This is a genomic window from Frigoribacterium sp. 2355 (assembly GCF_054060695.1).
Genome location: NZ_JBSSDL010000018.1, coordinates 1 through 20,393 on the forward strand (window position 1 = coordinate 1; position 20,393 = coordinate 20,393).

Annotated in this window: 15 protein-coding genes; 2 read left to right on the forward strand and 13 right to left on the reverse strand. The window is 73.1% G+C overall.

The annotated features are described in order from the left end of the window. Positions 1-51 precede the first annotated feature (51 nt). The 4 genes from ACVJ1F_RS14805 to ACVJ1F_RS14820 all read right to left on the reverse strand — a co-directional run bounded on the left by ACVJ1F_RS14805 (position 52) and on the right by ACVJ1F_RS14820 (position 4,792). The gene (locus tag ACVJ1F_RS14805; RefSeq protein ID WP_456887149.1) at positions 52-834 is read right to left on the reverse strand and encodes an NADPH-dependent F420 reductase; all 783 of its coding nucleotides are present in this window, start codon (positions 832-834) and stop codon (positions 52-54) included. 74 nt (positions 835-908) lie between these two features. Continuing rightward, positions 909-2,774 (reverse strand): chaplin family protein, encoded by a 1,866-nt coding sequence (locus ACVJ1F_RS14810; protein WP_456887151.1) that lies wholly within the window; start codon positions 2,772-2,774, stop codon positions 909-911. 99 nt (positions 2,775-2,873) lie between these two features. Continuing rightward, the gene (locus ACVJ1F_RS14815) at positions 2,874-3,926 is read right to left on the reverse strand and encodes a hypothetical protein (protein ID WP_456887152.1); all 1,053 of its coding nucleotides are present in this window, start codon (positions 3,924-3,926) and stop codon (positions 2,874-2,876) included. A 179-nt stretch (positions 3,927-4,105) separates the two neighbouring features. Beyond that, a complete protein-coding gene (locus tag ACVJ1F_RS14820; RefSeq protein WP_056047111.1) occupies positions 4,106-4,792 on the reverse strand; it encodes a TetR/AcrR family transcriptional regulator in 687 nt (228 codons plus the stop codon). A 202-nt stretch (positions 4,793-4,994) separates the two neighbouring features. On the opposite strand from ACVJ1F_RS14820, the gene ACVJ1F_RS14825 reads away from it, so the two are divergent. Then, on the forward strand, positions 4,995-6,305 hold the full coding sequence (locus ACVJ1F_RS14825) for an ice-binding family protein (RefSeq protein WP_456887154.1): 1,311 nt from the start codon (positions 4,995-4,997) through the stop codon (positions 6,303-6,305). A 117-nt stretch (positions 6,306-6,422) separates the two neighbouring features. On the opposite strand, the gene ACVJ1F_RS14830 is transcribed toward ACVJ1F_RS14825, so the two are convergent. The 4 genes from ACVJ1F_RS14830 to ACVJ1F_RS14845 all read right to left on the reverse strand — a co-directional run bounded on the left by ACVJ1F_RS14830 (position 6,423) and on the right by ACVJ1F_RS14845 (position 10,923). Continuing rightward, the gene (locus tag ACVJ1F_RS14830) at positions 6,423-7,838 is read right to left on the reverse strand and encodes a LamG-like jellyroll fold domain-containing protein (RefSeq protein ID WP_456887156.1); all 1,416 of its coding nucleotides are present in this window, start codon (positions 7,836-7,838) and stop codon (positions 6,423-6,425) included. Between the two features lie 35 nt (positions 7,839-7,873). Beyond that, a complete protein-coding gene (locus tag ACVJ1F_RS14835) occupies positions 7,874-8,479 on the reverse strand; it encodes a hypothetical protein (protein ID WP_056047117.1) in 606 nt (201 codons plus the stop codon). Between the two features lie 183 nt (positions 8,480-8,662). Further along, complete coding sequence (locus ACVJ1F_RS14840; protein ID WP_456887158.1) at positions 8,663-10,339, reverse strand: ABC1 kinase family protein; 1,677 nt, start codon at positions 10,337-10,339, stop codon at positions 8,663-8,665. A gap of 41 nt (positions 10,340-10,380) precedes the next feature. Beyond that, a complete protein-coding gene (locus ACVJ1F_RS14845; protein ID WP_056047119.1) occupies positions 10,381-10,923 on the reverse strand; it encodes a PadR family transcriptional regulator in 543 nt (180 codons plus the stop codon). Positions 10,924-11,308: 385 nt separating this feature from the next. Here ACVJ1F_RS14845 and ACVJ1F_RS14850 point away from each other — a divergent pair, with 385 nt between their 5' ends. Next, complete coding sequence (locus ACVJ1F_RS14850; RefSeq protein WP_456887161.1) at positions 11,309-13,330, forward strand: Ig-like domain repeat protein; 2,022 nt, start codon at positions 11,309-11,311, stop codon at positions 13,328-13,330. Between the two features lie 209 nt (positions 13,331-13,539). Here the strand turns inward: ACVJ1F_RS14850 and ACVJ1F_RS14855 are convergent, their stop codons facing one another. The 5 genes from ACVJ1F_RS14855 to ACVJ1F_RS14875 all read right to left on the reverse strand — a co-directional run bounded on the left by ACVJ1F_RS14855 (position 13,540) and on the right by ACVJ1F_RS14875 (position 20,246). Then, a complete protein-coding gene (locus ACVJ1F_RS14855; RefSeq protein ID WP_043597604.1) occupies positions 13,540-14,325 on the reverse strand; it encodes an SDR family oxidoreductase in 786 nt (261 codons plus the stop codon). A 273-nt stretch (positions 14,326-14,598) separates the two neighbouring features. Next, the gene (locus tag ACVJ1F_RS14860) at positions 14,599-16,971 is read right to left on the reverse strand and encodes a beta-xylosidase/alpha-l-arabinosidase (protein WP_456887163.1); all 2,373 of its coding nucleotides are present in this window, start codon (positions 16,969-16,971) and stop codon (positions 14,599-14,601) included. A 41-nt stretch (positions 16,972-17,012) separates the two neighbouring features. Next, a complete protein-coding gene (locus ACVJ1F_RS14865; RefSeq protein ID WP_056047129.1) occupies positions 17,013-17,918 on the reverse strand; it encodes a carbohydrate ABC transporter permease in 906 nt (301 codons plus the stop codon). Next, the gene (locus ACVJ1F_RS14870) at positions 17,915-18,949 is read right to left on the reverse strand and encodes a carbohydrate ABC transporter permease (protein ID WP_371740385.1); all 1,035 of its coding nucleotides are present in this window, start codon (positions 18,947-18,949) and stop codon (positions 17,915-17,917) included. Before ACVJ1F_RS14870 ends, ACVJ1F_RS14865 begins: the two co-directional genes overlap by 4 nt. Positions 18,950-18,959: 10 nt before the next feature. Continuing rightward, positions 18,960-20,246, reverse strand: coding sequence for an ABC transporter substrate-binding protein (locus ACVJ1F_RS14875; protein ID WP_402752125.1), 1,287 nt, complete (start codon positions 20,244-20,246; stop codon positions 18,960-18,962). Between the last annotated feature and the right edge of the window lie 147 nt (positions 20,247-20,393).

Genomic DNA, 20,393 nt, shown 5'->3' on the forward strand with positions numbered 1-20,393 from the left:
TGTACAGGGTTCGCCACCGGGCCCGAAAAGGATTGGAACGCATCATCTTCGTTACCCGGCCGTGACCTCCACCGCCGCGTCGGCACCGGCGACCGGGCTCGGGGAACGTCGCGCGCGGGCCACCGCGAGCCCGCGTTGCGAGCTCCAGAAGTCGCGGACCGTCTCGCGGAGTTCGGACGCGCCGACGTCCGCTCCGAAGGCCAGCGACCCCGGCTCGAGGGCGATGCCGTCGGCCAGGGTGGGCAGGGCGACGGGGTCGAAGCCGATGGCGTCCACGAGGTCCGCGACGACGTCGAGTGCCTCTCGGTCGTCCGACGCCAGGGCGATCGCGCTCCGCTCGGGATGACCGGCGGGCAGTGCTCCCTCGTCGAGGTCGTGGTACCCCATGTGGTTGAAGCCCTTCACGACGCGTGACGTGGGCAGGTGCTGCTGGACGAGCTCGCTCGTCGAGGTCCGGACGTCCGAGAGGTCGTCGCGCAGGCCGTCCGTCTCCCACCAGTAGTTCATGGCGTCGACGACGACCTTGCCCGCCAGGGCGTCCACCGGCACCGAGTCGAGCTTGCCGAGCGGCAGGGCCAGGACGACGATGTCCGCCTCCCGTGCCGCGTCGGCCGACCAGACCGCGCGGGCCCCGGGGGCGATCACGTCGACGATGAGGCGGATGCGGGCAGGGTCCCCCGAGCCGGAGAGGAGGACGGGGTGGCCGGCGGCGTGGACGAGGCGGGCGAGGACGGTGCCGACCTTGCCCGCGCCGAGGATGCCGATGGTGGGTGCGGACGTCATGTGTCGTGCAACGCACGAGGGCATCCGGCGATTCCGGACGCGGCGATGCACCGCAGGCCCCTGAACCAGGTCTGCGGTGCACCGTCGGTGTGGAGTCGCTCAGAAGCGAGCGACGGAGGTGACCGTCAGGCGCGGGCCGTCCGGCGGCGGGCCGCCACGAGCAGGCCGAGCCCGGCGAGCAGCGCCAGCAGCCCGCCCACGAGCGGGCCCGAAGCGTCACCACCGGTGAAGGCCAGCGACGAGTCGGCGGCGAGGGCCGAGGAGGCGCTGGTCCCCGAGGCGAGGACGCTGCGGTCGGCCGCCGCGGCGGTCACGAGCACGGTGCCGGTCGTGCCGTCGACGCCGTTGGTGTCGTCCGTGCCGGGCGTTGTGGTGCCGCCGTCACCCGGGGTGGCGGGCGTCGTCGGGTCGGTCGGGTCGGTCGGCTCGAACGGCTCGGCCGGGTCGACGGGGATCGTCGGGTCGGTCGGGTCGGTCGGGTCGGTCGGCGTTGTCGGCGTGGTCGGCGTGGTCGGCGTGGTCGGCGTGGTCGGCGTGGTGCCGGTCGTCCCCTCGGTGGTGTCGCTGTCGCCGATCACCGAGACGGCGTTGCCGCCCACGGTCACGGGCAACCCCACCGACGGCACGACCTGCGTGCCCCCGAGGATGCCGTCGTCACCACTGGTGCTGCCACCGGTCGAACCCGTACCGGTGCCCGTGGTGCCGGTGCCCGTCGTGGTGCCCGTGCTGCTGCTGTCGCCGATCACCGAGACGGCGTTGCCGCCCACGGTCACGGGCAACCCCACCGACGGCACGACCTGCGTGCCCCCGAGGATTCCGTCGTCGCCGCTCGTGGTGCCACCGGTGGTGCCCGTACCGGTGCCGGTGGTGCCGGTGCCCGTCGTGGTGCCCGTGCTGCTGCTGTCGCCGACCATCGAGACGGCGTTGCCGCCCACTGTCACGGGCAGCCCCACGGACGGCACGACCTGCGTGCCCCCGAGGATGCCGTCGTCACCACTGGTGCTGCCACCGGTCGAACCCGTCCCGGTGCCGGTGCCGGTGCCCGTCGTGGTGTCGGTGCTGCTGCTGTCGCCGACCACCGAGATCGCGTTGCCACCGACCGTGACCGGGGTGGTCACCGTCGGGATCACCTGCGTGCCCCCGGCGACGGAGTCGTCACCGCTGGTGGCGGCGCCACCCGTGGTCGGACCCGTGCCGGTGGTGCCGGTGCCGGAACCCGCGGCCGGAGCCGTGGTCGAGCCGGTGCTGCTGCTGTCGCCGACCACCGAGACGGCGTTGCCCCCCACGGTCACGGGCAGCCCCACCGACGGCACGACCTGCGTGCCCCCGAGGATGCCGTCGTCGCCACTGGTGGTGCCGGTGGCCGAGCCGGTGGGGCCGGCGTCGGTCGCGCCTCCTGCGGGGGTGCCGGTCGTGGCGCCGGTGCTCGACGAGTCGCCCAGCACCGAGATCGCGTTGCCGCCGACCGTGACCGGCAGGGTCACGTCGACGAGGGCCTGGGTGCCCGAGCCGATCGCGTCGTCGCCCGACGTGGCGGCAGGTGCTGCCGGTGCCGGTGCCGCGGGGGCCGCGGCCTGGACGGGAGCGGCCGTGCCGGCCGAGTCGCCCAGCACCGAGACCGCGTTGCCACCGACGCCGACCGGCACGTCGATCGAGACGATGCCCTGGCTGCCCGAGAGCACGCCCGAGTCGCCGCTCGTCGTCGTGACGGGTGCGGCGGGCGCGGCGGGTGCGGCGGCCGGAGCGGCGGGTGCCGCAGCCGGGGCGGCAGGCGCCGCAGGGGCCGGCGCGGTGCTGCTCGAGTCGCCGAGGACGCTGACCGCGTTGCCGAGCGCCGAGACCGGAGCCTCGACGACGGCGCCGACCTGGGTGCCCGAGAGCAGCCCGTCGTCACCGGTGGTGGTCGCCGCGTTCGCGGCGGTGGTTCCGAGGGCCCAGATGCCCCCGATGAAGAGCGCTCCCATGAGCCCTCTCGAGACGTACGTGTTCATGGTCTTCTCCAAGAGATGAGGTGTGTGGTGCCGCGGGGTCGCGGCGGGGTCGCTGATGTCGCCGGCAGCCGGGAGGCTGCAGGGGCGACGCGACCGGCCTCAGTCGGGGGAAGAGTCGGTGTCGTACGCAGGCGTCGACGGGAGGTCGTCGTCGCCGTCCGCGGACCCCGCCGAGACGGCGAGTCCGGGAAGCAGGGAGGCGCGGGTCGCGTCGAGCGCGACGGCACCGCCGGCCGCTCCGCCGCCCGAGGCCTGACCGTTCGCGCTTCCGCCGGAGCCCGAGGGCAGGGCGGGCGTGCCGTGGTCGTCACCGGCAGGAAGCGGTGCCGGGCCGGGGGTAGGCGCCAGGGGTGCGCTGGTCGTGTCGGCCGACGAGGACGGACCCGAGGCGATCTGCGCCCGCAGGATTCCGACCGCGTCGGTCGATGCGGTCGTGCCGGACACGTCGGACGCGTCGGCCACCGAGGCGACGGCGAACCCGTCGGTGGCGACGGCTCCGAGGCCGTCGGCTCCGTCGACGTCCGCGTCCGCCCCGGCGGGCACGTCGCCCGCGGGGACCGTGACGCCCGGTCGGGGCGTGACGCCCCCGGGTACGACCGGCGGGACCACGGGGGTGGCGGGGGCCGCAGCCGAGTCGCCGACGGCGGTCAGACCCTCGTCGACGACGCCGGTCAGCGGATCGGTCACGGTCGAGACGGGTGCCGGGCCGGTGACGGCAGGCACGACGGGGACGGCCGCGACGACCTGGTCCACGGTCTGCGCGACGGGCGCGACGACCGACGAGACCGGTGCGGCGGCTGCGACCTGCTGCACGACCTGGGGCACCACGGGGGCGGCGGCCTGCACGACCTGCTGCACCGGGGGTGCGACGGCCGTGGCCTGGACGGCGACGCCCGTGACCTGTGACACCGCGCCTCCTGCGGTCTGACCGACGGCGGCCACGGGGGCGTCGAGCGATCCGGCGACCTGGCCGACGGCCGAGGTGACGCCGCCGAGGAGGGAGGACGGGGCCTCGTCGGCCGAGGCCGACGGGGACGAGAAGGCGAGTCCGAGACCGACCATGCCGATCGCGGCGAGACCCGAGAAGCCGAGGAGGCGCACGAGACGGAGCGGGGCGGGTCGCCTCGTCGTCGTCTCGGCCGTCTGATCCACGGCGTACCTTCTTCGGTCGCATCTCACCGGGGTGGTGGGTCCCGGCGTCGGGGTCGTGCCCCTCATCACGCTGGTTAGACGCGATGTGCCGTCTTTTCTACGCCGACGACGCCGGATTGTCCATGAGCCTGTCTTAGATGTACCCCGATCGCCTCGACGACGCGTCGGCGAGGGACGACTCAGACCAGCTCGAGGTCCCAGGAGGGCGGCACGTAGACGGAGCCCCACCCGGCGCGCAGGCGCGTGATCGCCCGGTCGAACGACTCCACGACGTCCATGTCACGTCGGACCATGGACTGCAGCTGCAGTCCCTCGTAGAGGGCGATCAACTGCTCTGCACCCCTGGCCGGCTGCATCGTGTCGGGCTCGCGCCCGAGCTCGACGTCCTGCGCGAGCGAGCTGTGGATCAACCGGTAGAACTGCTGCCACTGGTCGTGCAACAGCGGCGCCAGCGGGTGGCCCGGGGTCGCCGCGACGTTGACGGTGGCACTCAGCAGGCGCATCAACGCGGGTTCGGCGGCGTTCGCGGCGACGATCGCGCGCAGCAGGGCGATCGTGCCGTGCGTCCGGGCGAGGGGGAGCAGCGGCCGGGTGCGGCGGCCGACCCAGAGGTCGACGGTCGCCAGGACCAGGCCGTTCCAGTGGGTGAACTCGTCGCTCACGGTCTTGACGGGCAGATCGGCGGCTCGGGCGACCAACTCGAACGACGCCTCGTGGAAGGCGTGCTCGGTGAAGACGCGCATGGCCGCCTCGACGATGGCGATGCGTCGCTCGACGGCGGCGGACGGGGCTCCGAACGGGGTGGCGGGGGTGGTCGTCGTGGCCGTCGGGGCGTCCGACGACTCGGGGTGGGTCTCGTGGATCACGCATCGACGTTACGGACCGCACGGCGCACGAGTCGACGCCCAGTCCGGGGTACACGGGTGCCGCTGCGTCGGTCGCGTCGCCGGATGACGCGTCGAGGATTGAGTTCTCAGGGAGACCCGCGTATACCTCAGGTAACGGGGAACGCCCGCACGAACCGATCACGTGTGTCCAGGTGCCTCCTCTTCCCAGTCAGGTGGCGCCATGCCCCGTTCGACGTCCCCTTCCCTCCTCGCCCGCTCGGGGCTCGTCCTCGGCGTCGCCGCCGCCCTCACGGTGGCCTCGGCCCTCCCCGCGAGCGCCGCGAACGTCATCGACGGCCCCGTCGACCTCGGGTCGGCCCGCAGCTACGCCGTGCTCGCCGCCTCGACGGTCACCAACACCGGCCCCAGCGTGGTGAACGGCGACGTCGGCCTCAGCCCCGGCTCCTCGGTCACCGGGTTCGACGCCGGTGGCCCCGGCGTGATCGTCGGGGGCGTGCAGCACGTGGCCGACGAACCCGCGCGGCTCGCGCAGCAGGACCTCACCTCGGCCTACGACGTGGCCGCGGCCCTCACCCCGCAGGAGAGCAACGTCGTCGACCTGGCCGGTCGGTCGCTGTCGCCCGGCGTCTACTCGGGGGACGCGGTGCAGCTCACCGAGAACGGCAGCCTCGCGTTCGCCGGCTCCGATCGGTCGGTCTGGGTCATCCAGGCCGCCAGCAGCCTGACCATCGGCGCGAACACGACCATGACCTTCTCCCAAGGCGCCAGCGCGTGCAACGTCTTCTGGCAGGTCGGCAGCTCGGCCACCCTCCTCGCCGACGCGGACTTCCGCGGGACCATCCTCGCGCAGGAGTCCATCACCGCGACCACGGGTGCGACCGTCGTCGGACGGCTCCTCGCCCGCACCGGCGCCGTGACGCTCGACACCAACACCCTCACCGTGCCCGCGGCCTGCCCCACGGTCGGCACGCCGTCCGAGACCGTCGCACCGACCATCACGTCGGGCAGTCCGACGACCGCGACCGAGGGCACCCCGTACTCGTTCACCGTCACGGCGACCGGTGCCCCGGCCCCGACCTTCACCGTCACCACCGGCACCCTGCCGGTCGGCCTCACGCTGAACGGCACCACCGGCGAGATCTCGGGCACCCCGACCACCCCCGGCGACACCACCGTCACCATCACGGCCGACAACGGCACGACGCCGCCCGACACCGCGGACTACACGATCACGGTCACCCCGGCCGCCGTCGTCACGCCGCCCCCGGGCGACGGCGGCACCCCTCCCGGCACCGTGACTCCCCCCGGCACGACCACGCCTCCCGGGACGACCACGCCGCCCGGGACGACCACGCCGTCGACCCCGGCCGTCCCCGTCTCCGACCGGAACGGCACCGGCCCCCGCGGCGACCTCGCCTACACGGGTGCGGACACCACGCTGCCGGTGATCGGTGCCGGCCTGGTCCTGCTCCTCGGTGCCGCCCTCGTCACCGTCACGGCCATCCGACGCCGCCGCCTCGCCCGCTCCTGACCGACGGGTCCACCGGAGGCGCCTCGCTCGACCGACCCGCGCCTCCTGACCGAGGCCCCGGGCCCGGGTCCCCGGGCCCGGGTCCCCGGACGCCGGTCGACGGACGCAGGTCGACGTTCACCGGCCGGCCGCGTACCTCGCGCTCACCTCGGCCGCCGTCGAGGCGACGTCCAGGACCGTCGTGTCGTCGAGGTCGCCCCGGAAGTGCTTGCTGGTCGGCGGCGAGGGCCAGGGCGCGTTCACCGCGTCGTAGCCGATCCGCCAGTAGCCGCGGGCGTTCTCGGCCGCCGCCTGGGACGACGACCCGACCGGCGCGCCGTCCACGTAGAGCGTCATGCCCGAGGCGTCCAGGGTCGCCGTCGCGAGGTGCCACGCACCGTCGGTGTACGTCGACGGGCTCTGCAGGGTGAAGTACCCGCCGCTGTAGACGCCGAAGATCAGCGTGCCCCGGTCGGTCAGGTAGAGGTGACGGTCGTACTGTCCCGACGCGCCCGCCTGGCTGTTCCCGAAGCCGATCAGCTTGCCGCCCGTCGTCGTGGTCGTGCGGAACCAGGTCTCGACGGTGAAGACCTGGGGGCCGTCGACGTTCAGCCCCGTCGTGACCTGACCGTCCACGCCGTCGAGCCTCAGGAACGGGCCGTCACCGGGGGCGCACGTGCCGCCCGTGATCGTGGCCCCGGGGGTGAGGGTGCCCGGTCTTCCGTTGCCGCTGCTGTCGCGCGCGGTCGTGCCGACCCCGTCGTTGAACTGGTAGGCGAATCGCGCCTGCGCCGCGACCGGGCGGTCGAGGCAGGCGAACCGCGAGGTGGCGAGCACGCTCGAGGTCGAGGTCGTGGCCGAGAACGCCGCGTGGCTCGAGCCGACGACGAGGAACAGCACGGCCACCCCGGCCACCACGGTGAGGGCGACGCCCGAGACCCGGGCCGCGCGCGACCGCCCCGACGGCTGCGTGGGCGCACGGTGACGGGACGGGGCGAGGGGGTCGACGACGTCCTCGCTGGTCGGCTCGAGCCGCATCGCCGCGAGCAGGAGCAGCACGACGAGGGACACGACGAGCACGCCCACCACGCGGTCGCCGCCGTGCCAGAGCATCGGCGACCCGATGGACGGCACGAGCAGGACCCCGACGCCGTGCACGGCCTCGGCGGCGACGGGGCTCGAGTCGACCTCGGCGTTCGCGTCGCCCTTGAGTCGCAACGACCCGTCGTCGGTCGTGTCGACCAGACGGTGCAGCCGCAGCTCCCCGGCCCGGTCCGGATCGTCGACGAGCAGCACCTGCCCCGCGTCGAGGTCGGTCGTGTCGACGGGCATCGCCACGACCACGTCCCCGGTGGTGATCGCGGGCGACATCGACCCCGTGACCACGGTCGTGGGCGACCAGCCCCAGAGGGCCGGGACGGCCGCCCAGAGCAGGAGGCACACGGCCGTCGTCAGGACGACCCGCGCGATCGTCGCCAGGCACAGCGCACCCCAGAACGACAGGTCGGAGCGGACCTGCGGGGTGGTGGCGGCGGGGGCCGCGAGGGTCGTCATGTCGGCGTGTTCCGGCTCGGGCGTCGTCTCCCGCGTCAGCGGGTCTGGGCCTCCCAGGTGAAGGCGATCGCCGCGCGCGAGTCCTGACCGGTGTTCGGCGTCGACTGGCTGAGCGCGTACGTGAACTTGAACGAGCGGGACTCGGCGGCCGTCCCGTCCGGTGACCAGGTCGGGGCGCCGGTCGCGTAGCCGGTCCGCTGGCTCGCGAAGTCGGCGAGGGTGCCCGAAAAGACCTGCGCACCCTGGCTCGCCGGGGTGAAGCCGTCACACGAGGCGCTGGACGCGCCCGACCCCTGTTGGATCGTCAGGTCGAGGAAGGACGAGAGCGAGTTGGTCGTGGTCGCCGCGGTGCCGTAGAGCCGGACCGACGAGGGCAGGCTTCCCGTCGAGGTGACCGTGATGCACCTCGTGCCGGTGTCACCGGGCATCAGGCCCGAGGCCGAGAACAGGGCGACGTCGGAATCGTCGTCCGTGAGCTGCACGGTGCCGGTCGACCAGTTGCTCGTCGGGTTCGAGGTGGTGGCCGAGAAGGCCGAGTACGACGCCGTCGAGATGATGGCGCCGGAGGCGATGACGGCGACGGGCACGGCGGCCCAGCGGGCACGGCGGGTCCAGCGGGCGCGGCGGAGCGATCGGGACATGTCGGGGAGTCCTTCGGGTGGGGGGCGCCGAGGCCCCCGTGGTGCTTGTCGGGAGGGGGCTCTGACGTCTCGGCACGGTGCCGATGGGGCGACGGTACCGAGGGATCGTCGACTCGGTAAGGGGGGTCGTGTCCCCAGTCAGGGGGAACCCCCTGTACCCCGCCGGGGCGTACCGGCCGGACGTCAGCGTCCGCGGCCGGCCAGCAGCGCGTGCAGCAGGGGCACCGCCGAGGTGGCCATGAGCACCGTGCCGACCACGTCGTCCCCTCTGCGCAGGACGGCCCCCGCGATCAGCAGGGCGGCGAAGAGCACGGCCGAGACCACCCGCCGGGCGGTCCGCTCGATGCGGGTCAACTGGCGCTCGATCCGCGGGCTGCCCACCTCGAGCGTGCCGTCCTCGAGGCGCGTGACGAGGTGGTCGAGTCGGCCGGGCAGACGCACGGCCACCGTGGCGGCGTCGAGGGTGCGGCGCGTGACGTCCTGCACCGCGTTGCCTCGTTCGTCGCGGATCAGCCGGGCCGCGTAGGGCTCGACCGAGTCCCACAGGTTGAACGCCGGGTCGAGCGCGCTGGCGACCCCCGAGGTCAGCGTCATCGCCCGCAGCACGAGCAGGAAGTCCTCGGGCAGCTGGAACGGCAGCGACCGGATGAGGTCGCCGAACTGCCCGGCGAACTCGCGGTACTCCCGCGGGTCGACCTGCCGGAGTTCGGCGAACCCCATGCCGCCGAACCGGGCGAAGGTGGCGGTCACGGCCCGCTCGAGCCCGAGCGTGTCGGCGCTCGGCAGCAGGACGCCGAGGTCGCGCATGGCGTTCACCATGCCCGAACCGTCACGCGAGGCCGCCGCGATCAGCAGCTTGCGCAAGCCCGTCCGGGTGCCAGTCGGCACCTCGCCCATCATGCCGAAGTCGATGAAGGTGAGCTTCCACGGTCGCTGCCCGTCGACCGCGTCGGGCACGGGCGTGACGAAGATGTTGCCGGGATGCGGGTCGGCGTGGAAGAACCCGTGGGTGAAGAGCTGGTCGAACATCACCGCGGCGAAGACGGGGGCGACCTCGGCGGGGTCGATGCCGGCGGCGGCCAGCGCGTCGACGTCGGTGATCTTGATGGCCGAGACGTCGTCCAACACGAGGACGCGACGCGTGGTGCGTTCCCACACGACGTCGGGCACGCTCACCCGGTCGTCGTCGGCGAAGTCGGCGGCGAAGCGGGCCGAGTTGGCGGCCTCGTTGAGGTAGTCGATCTCTTCGAGGCTGGTGCGCGCGAACTCCTCGACGAGGGCGGGGGCGTCGACCCGGTCCGACACCAGCCGGACGTGGCTGAGCCAGCCGCCGACGCGGCGGAGTGCGGCGAGGTCGACGTCGACCACGGCGTCGATGCCGGGCCGCTGCACCTTGAGCACGACGTCCGTGAGGCCCGTGTCAGCGGCGTCGACGGGCCCGAGCGTCGCCCGGTGCGCCTGGCCGAGCGAGGCGGCGGCGATGGGCGACTCGGCGACGGTGGCGAAGACCTGCCCGAGGGGTCGGCCCAGCTCGGCCTCGGCCAGGGCGCGGATGCCCGAGAAGGGCACGGGCGTGACCTCGTCCTGCAGCCCCTCGAGCTCTTTGGTGATCTCGGGCGGCAGCACGTCGAGGCGCGACGACAGGTACTGGCCGACCTTGATCATCAGGCCGCCGAGGTCGAGGGCCAGGGCGTGGAAGCCCCGCGCGAAGCTCCGCATGCGGCGGGCACGCGTGCGCTCCGCGAGCCGCCGCAGGCCGAAGCGGGGCAGGACGAGTTCGAACCACCAGGTGACGGCGAGGTGCCGCGACGCGAACCGCAGGATGCGACGGTAGCGCGCGCGACCGGCCCGGTCACGCACCGGAGGACTGGACGCGGAGGGGTCGGTCGACGCCACCCTCGTCAGTCTCGGGCGAGGATCGAGTAGATGCGACGACGGGCCTCGTCGAGCACCGCCACCGCCTCGTCGACCTGCTCGGGCGAGCCCGTCCGGCCGACCTGCGCCGTGGCGCGGGCCAGCTCGACGCCGGCCTTGGGCAGGGCACGGAACCGGTCGCCGGTGGCGGAGCGCTCGGGCTCCCACGGAGCCGACGGGTCGACCCCGGCGGCGGCGCGACCGGCCTCGGTGAGCGAGTAGACCTTGCGGCCGTCGGTCTCCTCCGCGGCGACGAGCCCCTCGTCGGAGAGCAACTGCAGGGTCGGGTAGACGGACCCGGCGCTGGGCTTCCAGTCGCCGCCGCTGCGCTCGTCGATCTCGCGGATGATCTGGTAGCCGTGCATGGGGCGTTCGGCCAGCAGCGCGAGGATCGCGGCCCGCACCTCGCCCCGCGGGGCACGGGTGCCCTCGCGGCGGTCGAAGGTCGAGCGGAGCTGCTCCATGGCCTGCCACATGCCGTCGAGGCCGGTGCCGAAGCCGAAGGTGCCGGGTGCTGACGTGCTGCTCATGGTGTTCTCCTTCTCGAGGGTGGAACGGGTCGAACGATACCCGGACGATATACCCCCACCGGTGGCCCGTCAGGGCTGACGCCCAGGCAGGAGGCGCGGCCGCCGAGATCCCGAACGGTCCTGTTCTGGGGGTCCCCACGCACTCGTTCGGGGGGTTCGGGCGACCGGACGAGGGTGGTTAAGTTCCATTCGTGGGTATGAACCCCCACCGACGGCGCGTTGCCGTCACCTCTCCGGCGTTCCCCGACGTCCGCCGGTGAGCCCTGCTGCCTCGGCGTTCCCCGACGTCCGCCGAGGCGGCAGGACCTCCGTCGTTCCCCGACGTCCGACGGAGCCGTACGTCCCTCGGTGACGGTCCGCGCCTCCGAGATCCCTGGAGTCCGCCATGCCCTCGTTCCCGACCCGCCGCCTCGCGGCGACCGCCGCCGCCGCGGCCCTGCTGTTCACCGTCCTGGTGACCGCCCCCGCCCAGGCCGCGACCCCGTCGCCCGCCCCGGCCGCCACCGCCCCCACCACGACGGCCGCCGCCTCGACGGCCACGTCGGGCGTCTCGGCCGACCTGTCCGGCGACATGATGACGGTGCCCGCGGCGCCCCTGCTGAGGGCCCAGACCGACGACGACGTGTCGCCGACGACCGGGGTGACGGACCACCCGGTGTACGTCAGCGTCGCGGCGGCGACGGCCGCGACCTCGGACGACTCCCCCACGCCTCCCGACGACGCCTCGATCCGCGCCGCCGTGACGCAGCTGCACGACTACTGGTGGGCGGAGTCGGGCCACACCGTGAACGTGACGCTCGCCGGGATCGAGACCCGGTCGCTCGACCAGGCGTCGTGCGTCCCCGCCACGGTGCTCAACACGGTCCACACCTCGGCCTTCGGCGGACGGTTCGCCCGGTACGCGTGGGCCGGCACGAACGAGCACCTGATCGTCCTGAGCCGCGAGACCTGCGGGACGACGGCGACCGCGTTCGGCACGGTCGGCGGCGACGGCGGCGAGGTCTTCAGCTCGTACGGAGCGGGCAGCACGCTGGGCGTCCCCGTGCTGCTGCACGAGTTCGGCCACAACCTCGGCTTCGGCCACGCCGGTGCCGGCATGTGCCGCAGCACGACGTCGTTCGACGGGGCCGCGAGCGACTACCGGTACGCCACGTCGACCGACTCCCCGGCCACCTGCCCCGTGCTCGAGTACGGGGACTTCCTCGACATCATGGGCTACTCGGTCTCGTCGTCCCGCCCCCACCTGTCGTCCGTCCAGCGGGTCCGCGCCGGCTACCTGACCGACGTCACCACGCTCAGCGGGGCGGGCACGACCCGCCAGGTCACCGTCGCCTCGCTCGACGGTGCCGAGAAGGGCCGCGCCGTCAAGGTGGTCGACCCGGTCAGCGGTCAGGACTACTACGTCGAGTACCGCACCGCGACCGGGACGGATGCCACCAGCCCGGAGTTCGGCGGACGTTCTCCGTCCTGCGCCCTCGTCGGATCGGGCTTCACGCGCTGCGCGCTCACCAGCGACAAGACGACCGGCAGCGTCCGGGTGCTCCGACCCCTCACCCTCGCGGGCAGCACGGTGTCGACCGTCGCCCTCGCGGTCGGTCTCGACGCCGGGCGCGACCCCAGCCGTCGCGACACGCACCTCGACGCGGGCGAGTCGTTCACCAGCGCGAACGGCGGTTTCACGGTGTCGGTCCGCTCCATGACCCCGTCGGGCGGAGCGGTCCTCGACGTGAGCCTCGCCGGGGGGTCCGCCAAGGTGCCCGCCTCCGCTCCGGCCCCGACCCTGTCGGCCCCGGCGCCCGCGACCGCGCCCGCGACGACGACCAGTCGACTGAGCGTCGACCGCACCCGCCAGACCCACGGCTCGACCACCCCGATCACGACGACCACCCAGGTCGTCGCGTCGGACGGCTCGGCCCCGAGCGGGACGGTGACACTCCGGGACGGCACGGCCGTCGTCGGCAGCACGAAGGTCGGGTCCGACGGGCGCGCCACGGTGACCCTGCCGGGGACGACCGCGGCGGGCACCCACCAGCTGCGCGCCTCCTTCGTCCCTGCCACGACGACGCAGTCCGGCTCGGACTCGGCGGTCGTCGGCGTGACCGTCGACAAGGCCTCCTCGTCCAGCGCGCTGACCCGCGGGACGACGGCGATCACCAAGAACGAGGCGGCGACGGTCACGGTCACGGTGTCGGCCCCCGGCGTCCCCCGCCCCACCGGCACCGTGACCGTGACCTCGGGCGGCAGGACCGTCGGCACCGCCACCGTCTCGGCCGACGGAGCAGGACGCGTCACCGTGCCGGTGGGGACCTTCACCCGCGGGGGCACGTACGTCCTGTCCGCGTCGTACGCCGGGTCGGGCAACGTGTCCGCCAGCGTCTCGAAGCGGATGATCGTCGTCCTGCGCTGACGAGCGCGGCACCTCCTGCTCTGGCGCGCCGCGCAGGCCCGGTGGCCTCCCTGCCGGCCCGCAGCGCGACGAAGAACCCGGTTCCGAACGATGCACCCAGAAGCAACGGGGTGCATGGTTCGGAACCGGGTGCGAGGCGGCAGGAGGCGCGGGTCGGCGACCAGCGGAGGCGCGGGTCGACCGGCGGAGGCGCGGGCCGGCGGGGTGCCTCAGTACTTCGCGGACTGCCCGCCGTCGATGGGCACGACGGCCGCGTTGACGTAGGTGGCGTCGTCCGACAGAAGGAAGGCGACGACCGAGGCGATCTCGTCGGCCTTGCCGTAGCGCTTGGTCGGGTTGATCTGGATGAACTGCTCGGCGGCCTTCTCGGGGTTCTCGGCGTCGATCTGACGCATCGAGGCCTCGACCATGGGCGTCCAGATGGCGCCGGGGGCGATCGCGTTGACGCGGATGCCGAACTCGCCGTACTCGACGGCCGAGTTGCGGGTCAGGCCGACGACGCCGTGCTTGGCCGCGGCGTAGCCCGACTGGTTGCCGACGCCGCGGATGCCGCCGACGCTCGCGGTGTTGACCACGGCACCGCCGTCGCCCTGCGATCGCATGACGCCGAGCACCTTCTCGAGACCGAGGAACACCCCGCGCAGGTTGATCGAGACGACCTTGTCGAACTCGTCGGCGCCGAACCGCTCGGTGAGGTTCTGCTTGCCCTCGATGCCGGCGTTGTTGAAGAACGCGTCGATGCGCCCGAAGCGCTCGACCGTCGCCGACACGTAGCGCGCGACGTCGTCCTCGCTCGACACGTCGGCGACGACGGTCAGCACCTCGGCCCCGGGGACGGCCTCGAGCACGGCGGCCTGCGAGTCGGCGAGGCCCTTCTCCGAGACGTCGACGAGGGCGAGCTTCGCGCCCTCGCTCGCGACGCGGACGGCGGCGGCCCGGCCGAGGCCCGACCCTCCGCCGGTGATGAGGACGACCTTGTCGGTGAAACGCTCCATGGGACGGGCTCCGGTTCTCTCGTTCGGTGAGGCCCGACGCGGCGCCGGGCCAGTCGTCGCGCGACCGTGCGCGACTCGCCGTAAGGCTACACATGTCGCCTTACTGCGCCCTGACCGTGGTCGCCGCGCCGCGCCTCCTGCCGTCCCGCGCCGCGCCTCCTGCGACGCGACGAACCCCGTTCACGAAGACGAACCACGAGAAATCGGGGTTCATCTTCGTGAACGGGGTTCGGGGCGCAGGAGGCGCGGGCCGGCGACCCGAGGAGGCGCGGGTCAGCGCCCGGCGCGCGTCCCGATCTCGACGCCCACGATCCGCTCGTCGGCGATCGTCACGGGGTACACGTCGCCCGTCAGCCGCACCGTCGCCTCGGCCTCCCGCTCGGCGCACGAGCCGCCGACCCAGAGCTCGACGTCCCCGGGCTCGACGACCCGTCGGTGCTGCCGGTCGGTCAGCGCCAGACGGGTGGTGGGGACGCGGAAGACGACCCGCGCCTCCTCACCGGGTCCGAGCGCGACGCGCGCGTAGCCGAGCAGCTGCGCGACGGGCCGGGTGACCGAGCCGACGACGTCGTGCGCGTAGAGCTGCACGAGGTCGGTGCCGGGGCGGTCGCCCGTGTTGGCGACCGTCACCGACGCGACGAACGAGCCGCCCGCCGGCACCTCCGCCGAGTCGACGACCAGGTCCGAGCGTCGCCACGAGGTGTACGACAGCCCGTGGCCGAAGGGCAGCACCGGCGTGCTGTCGGCGCTCGTCACCTCGGACGGCCCGCCGAGCACCGGGTGCAGGTACGAGAACGGCTGCGCGCCGGCCGACCGCGGCAACGACACGGGCAGGTGCCCGGACGGCTCGACGCTGCCGGTCAGGACGCCGGCGACGGCGGCCCCGCCCTCCTCCCCCGGGAAGAACGCCTGGACGACGGCGGCGGGCGCCCCCGCACCCGACACCGCCCACCCGATGGCGTACGGCCGGCCCGAGAGCACGAGCATGACGGTCGGCGTGCCGGTGGCGACGACGGCCTCGACGAGCTCGCGCTGCACCCCGGGCAGCTCGAGGCTCTCGACGTCGTTCCCCTCGCCGACGGTGCCCCGGCCGAACAGGCCGGCCCGGTCGCCGACCACGACGACCGCGACCGCAGCGCCCCGGGCGGCCTCGACCGCCGCGTCGATGCGTGACCGGTCGTCGCCCTCGACGTCGCAGCCGGCCTCGACGACCACCTCGGCGGAGGGCAGCTCGATGCGCAGGGAGGCGGCGACGGTCGGCAGGTCGATGCCGAGCGGCACGCCGGGGTGGTGCGCCAGCACGTGGTTGACGAACGAGTAGCAGCCCATCAGGGCCTCGGCGCTGTCGCCGTTCGGGCCGACCACCGCGACCGACGCTGGTCCGGTACCGGCGGCCCCGGCGCCACCGGTGGCCCCCGTCGCCCCCCGCACGAGCGGGAGCACGCCGTCGTTCGTCAGCACGACGACCGACTCGTCGGCCAGCCGCCGCGCGACGGCCCGGTGCTCGGCCGAGTCGAGGTCGATCTCGGTCGGCGGCGGCGTCTCGAACGTCTCGTCGAGCAGCCCGAGCTCCTCCTTCTCGGCGAGCACGCGGATCACCGCCCGGTCGACCAGCGCCTCGTCCACGTCTCCGGCCCGCACCCGCTCGGCCAGGGGCGCGAGGTAGGCGTCACCGGTGGGCAGCTCGACGTCGATGCCGGCCTCGAGGGCCAATGCCGCGGCCTCGCCCCGGTCGGCCGCCACGGCGTGCATCACCTGCAGGAACGCCACCGAGAAGTAGTCCGACACGACCACGCCGTCGAACCCCCACCTGCGGCGCAGCACCTCGGTCAGGTACGACGGCGTCCCGGCGACCGGCACCCCGTCGATCTCGGCGTACGAGTTCATCACCGACCGCACCCCGCCGTCGAGCACGGCCATCTCGAACGGCGGCAACAGCACGTCCTCGACGAACCGCGGTCCGACCTGCGCCGGTGCGTGGTTGCGCCCCGCGGCCGAGGTCGAGTAGCCGACGAAGTGCTTGAGCGTCGCGTGCACGCCGGCCGCCTGCAGCCCCTTCACGTAGGCGGTGCCGATCGTGCCGACGACGTAGGGGTCCTCGGCGATGCACTCGTCGACCCGCCCCCAGCGGGTGTCACGGATGACGTCGAGCACGGGCGCGAGACCCTGGTGCACGCCGAGGTCGCGCATGGACCCGCCGATCAGCCGGGCCATCTCCTCGACCAGCTCGGGGTCGAACGACGCGCCCCAGGCGAGCGGCGTCGGGAACGTCGCGGCCTGCCAGGCGGCGAGGCCGGTCAGGCACTCCTCGTGCACCAGCGCGGGGATGCCCAGTCGGGTCTCGTCCCGCAGGCGGCGCTGTTCGCGCCACAACCAGGAGGCGCGCTCGACGGGGTCCACCGGCCGCGTCCCGTAGACCCGCGTCAGGTGCCCGAGCCCGTGTCGGGTCGCCTCGACGTAGTCGCCCGACGTCGCCATCTCGCCCTGCATCGGGGCGACGTTCTCGGCGCCCTGGTCGACCCACCAGCCGACCAGCTGGGCGAGCTTCTCGTCGAGGGTCATCTCGGCCAGCAGCGACGCCACCCGGTCGGAGGCGCGGGGTTCGCCGACCGTGAGGGCCTGCGGTCGGTGAGCGGTGTCGGTCATGTCGGCTCGCGCCTCCTGGTCTGTGACGGTGTCGGTGGCGGTCATCCCTTGACCGCCCCGGTGAGCCCGCCGACGATGCGGCGTTCGAAGAGGCTGAAGAAGATCAACGCGGGCAGCATCGAGAGCGCCGTGAAGGCGAGCACCCGTGCCGTGTCGACCGAGTACTGCGACGAGAACGCCTGCACGCCGAGCGGCAGGGTGAACGTCGACGGGTCGTTGAGGATGAACAGCGGCAGCAGGTACGAGTTCCAGGCGCCGATGAAGGCGAGGATGCCCACCGTGATCACGCCGGGCAACGACAGCCGGACGACCATCCGGAAGAAGAAGCCGAGGCGGCTGCAGCCGTCGATGAACGCGGCCTCCTCGATCTCGTCGGGGATCGCGCGGAGGAACGGCACGAGGATGATGATCGTCGTCGGCAGGGCGAAGGCGATCTGCGGCAGGATGACGCCGGCCAGCGAGTTCGTCAGGCCCAGGTCGCGGATCACGAGGTACAGCGGCGTGATCGCGACGGTCATCGGGAACATCAGGCCCGCCGCGAAGAGCGCGTAGAGCACCCCGCGACCGGCGAACCGGTACCGCGCCAGGACGTAGCTGGCGGCCAGGCCGAGCGCCACCGTGCCGATCGTGGTCGCGCCGGCCGAGATCAGCGAGTTGCCGACCTGTCGCCAGAACGTGCCGCCGGTCAGGACGTCGAGGTAGTTGCCGACCTGCCACGGGCTCGGGAACCCGGACGGGTCCGTCGTGATCTGCGCGTTGGTGCGGAACCCGCCGATCACGATGAACGCGACGGGCGCGAGCATCGCCACGATGACGACCACCGCGACCACGTACGCGACGCCGCGGCCGGGGTCGGCGATGCCGCGCCTCCTGCGGGTCGACGGCCGGGGCGCCGCGGGCGCGGGGGTGCCGCCGCGGGGGCGGGCGGGCAGGGTGCTGGCGGTCATCGTTCTTCTCCTGCGGTGGTGGCGGAGGTCGTGACGGCCCCGGCCGTGTCGCGTCGCAGCACGAAGCGCTGGTAGACGAGGGCGACGACGAGCGAGATGAGGAACAGCACGACCGCGACGGCGTTGCCGTAGCCGTAACTGCCCGAGGTGCGGCCGTTGGCCACCATGTAGGTCGCCATGGTCGACGTGCCGGCGGTGGCCGCGATGTACTGACCCCAGATGATGTAGACGAGGTCGAACAGCTGCAGCGAGCCGATGATCGACAGGAACGCCCAGATGCGCAGGGTCGGTCCGAGCAGCGGCAGCGTGATGCGGCGCTGGATCTGCCACCAGCTCGCGCCGTCGATCGCCGCGGCCTCGCTGAGCTCCTCGGGCACGCCCTGCAGCCCGGCCAGGAAGAGGATGACGGCGAAGCCGACGTACTTCCAGGTGATGATGACGAGCAGGGTCCAGATCGCGATGCTCGGGTCGGCGAGCCAGTCGGTCGCGAACGAGCCGAGGCCGACCTTGGTGAGCAGGTCGTTGACGGCGCCGCTGCCCTGGAGCATGAGGCTCCAGCCCGTGCCGACGACGACCTCGCTGATGACGTAGGGCACGAAGATCAGCACGCGGATGAGCGACTGACCGCGCAGCTTGCGGTTGAGCAGCAACGCGAGCCCGATGGCCACCGGGCCCTGCAGCACGAGCGAGAGCACGACGATCGTGGCGTTGTGCCGCAACGCGTCGAGGAACGTCGGGTCCTGGAAGATCGTGACGTAGTTGCGGAACCCGACGAAGTCGGTCGGCGGGCCGAAGCCCGACCAGCTGAAGAAGCCGTAGTAGGCGGCCATCACGATCGGGAAGACCACGAACGCCAGGAACACGACGAGGGCGGGACCGACCAGCAGGGCGATCTCGAGGCCGCGGGCGCCACGCCCCTTCCGGGACACGGCCCGGGAGGCCACCGGGGGCGAGGCGAGTGCCTCGCCCCCGGCGGTGGCGTGAGGCCGCGAGGGTGCGGCGGGCCGCACGGAGGGTTCGCGGAGACTCACGATCCGACCTCTACGCCTTCTTGGCGGCGGCGTCGACGGCGTCGACGAACTGCTGCGGCGTGCCGTCACCCGAGAGCAGGTCGACCACGGCGACGTTCATCGCGTTGCCGACGTTCAGGCCGTAGACGGTGTCGAGCCACTGCGAGACGAAGGGGGCGTCGTTGTAGGCGCTGAGCACGTCCTGCAGGTAGGGCTCGGTGACGGCCTCCTGGGCGACCGTGTTGACGGGAGGCGCGTTGAAGGCCTTGTAGTAGGCCGTCTGCACGTCGGGGGTCGCCAGGTAGTTCAGGAAGTCGACGCACGAGTCGGGCGCACCGGCCGAGCACGAGTACCCGTCGACCCCGCCCATGATGGCGCCGGTCTCGCCGTCGCCGCCGTCGACGGCGGGGAAGGGGAACCAGCCCAGGTCGGACAGCGGCTGCTGGTCGGGCGTGAGCGAGGCGATGACGCCGGGGTTCCAGGCACCCATGAGCTCCATGCCCGCCTGGTGGTTGGCGATCAGGCCGGCCGAGCTGCCGGCGCCCTGCTGGGCCGCCGTGGTGAGGAACCCGTCGTTGAACGGCTCGGTGTCGCGGAAGTCGGCGAGGTCCTCGGCCGCCTTGACCCAGCAGTCGTCGCTGAAGTCACGGTCGGTCGCGGCCTTCTCGAGGACGTCCGAGCTGCACGAGCGCAGCGCGAAGAAGAAGTACCAGTGGGCGGCGGGCCAGGCGTCCTTGCCACCGAGGGCGACGGGCGAGACGCCCGAGCCCTTCAGGGCGGTGACGGCCTGGTCGAGCTCGTCCATCGTCTTCGGGGCCTCGGTGATGCCGGCGGCGTCGAAGAGGTCCTGGCTGTACCAGAAGCCACCGGGGAGCACGGCGACGGGCATCGAGTACACCTTGCCGTCGACCGAGCCCGACCCGAAGGTCCCCTCGCTGATGTCCTGCTTCGCGTCGTCCGAGATGACGTCGGTGAGGTCCTTGACCTGTCCGGCCGAGACCATGGCCTGGAGCTTGCCGCCGCCGCGCTGCAGGAACACGTCCGGGGCGTCGCCCGAGTTGAGGGCGGTCTGCAGCTTGCTGTCGAAGTCCTCGTTCTGCACGGTCTGGACGTCGATCTTCACGTCCGGGTTGGCCTTCTCGAAGTCGGCCGCGGTGGCCGTCCAGAAGTCCTGGCCGGGGCCGGTCGTCGAGTTCTGCCACAGGGTGAGCGTGCCGTCGTCGGACCCGCTTCCGCCCCCGGTGCTGCAGCCGGTCAGCAGTCCCGCTCCGATCAGCAGGGCCGCAGACCCGGCCAGGAGCCGTCGAGATGTGGTCATGGTTCCACCTTTTCCTCTTCGTTGAGCGGCCGTGGTCGGCCGAGCGTGCCGTGCTCCGATGCGCGGCATGGCCTCAGTGTCGAAAACGTCGGGGACGGTGTCAAACGTTTTCGAAAACCATTTCCGTCGGGCTAGGCTGCCGACGTG

Coding starts and splice junctions, on each gene's coding strand:
- ACVJ1F_RS14810 (WP_456887151.1), bottom strand. CDS start 2,774: ATGAACACGTACGTCTCGAGAGGGCTCATGGGAGCGCTCTTCATCGGG.
- ACVJ1F_RS14825 (WP_456887154.1), top strand. CDS start 4,995: ATGCCCCGTTCGACGTCCCCTTCCCTCCTCGCCCGCTCGGGGCTCGTC.
- ACVJ1F_RS14830 (WP_456887156.1), bottom strand. CDS start 7,838: ATGACGACCCTCGCGGCCCCCGCCGCCACCACCCCGCAGGTCCGCTCC.
- ACVJ1F_RS14835 (WP_056047117.1), bottom strand. CDS start 8,479: ATGTCCCGATCGCTCCGCCGCGCCCGCTGGACCCGCCGTGCCCGCTGG.
- ACVJ1F_RS14845 (WP_056047119.1), bottom strand. CDS start 10,923: ATGAGCAGCACGTCAGCACCCGGCACCTTCGGCTTCGGCACCGGCCTC.
- ACVJ1F_RS14850 (WP_456887161.1), top strand. CDS start 11,309: ATGCCCTCGTTCCCGACCCGCCGCCTCGCGGCGACCGCCGCCGCCGCG.
- ACVJ1F_RS14855 (WP_043597604.1), bottom strand. CDS start 14,325: ATGGAGCGTTTCACCGACAAGGTCGTCCTCATCACCGGCGGAGGGTCG.
- ACVJ1F_RS14860 (WP_456887163.1), bottom strand. CDS start 16,971: ATGACCGACACCGCTCACCGACCGCAGGCCCTCACGGTCGGCGAACCC.
- ACVJ1F_RS14865 (WP_056047129.1), bottom strand. CDS start 17,918: ATGACCGCCAGCACCCTGCCCGCCCGCCCCCGCGGCGGCACCCCCGCG.
- ACVJ1F_RS14875 (WP_402752125.1), bottom strand. CDS start 20,246: ATGACCACATCTCGACGGCTCCTGGCCGGGTCTGCGGCCCTGCTGATC.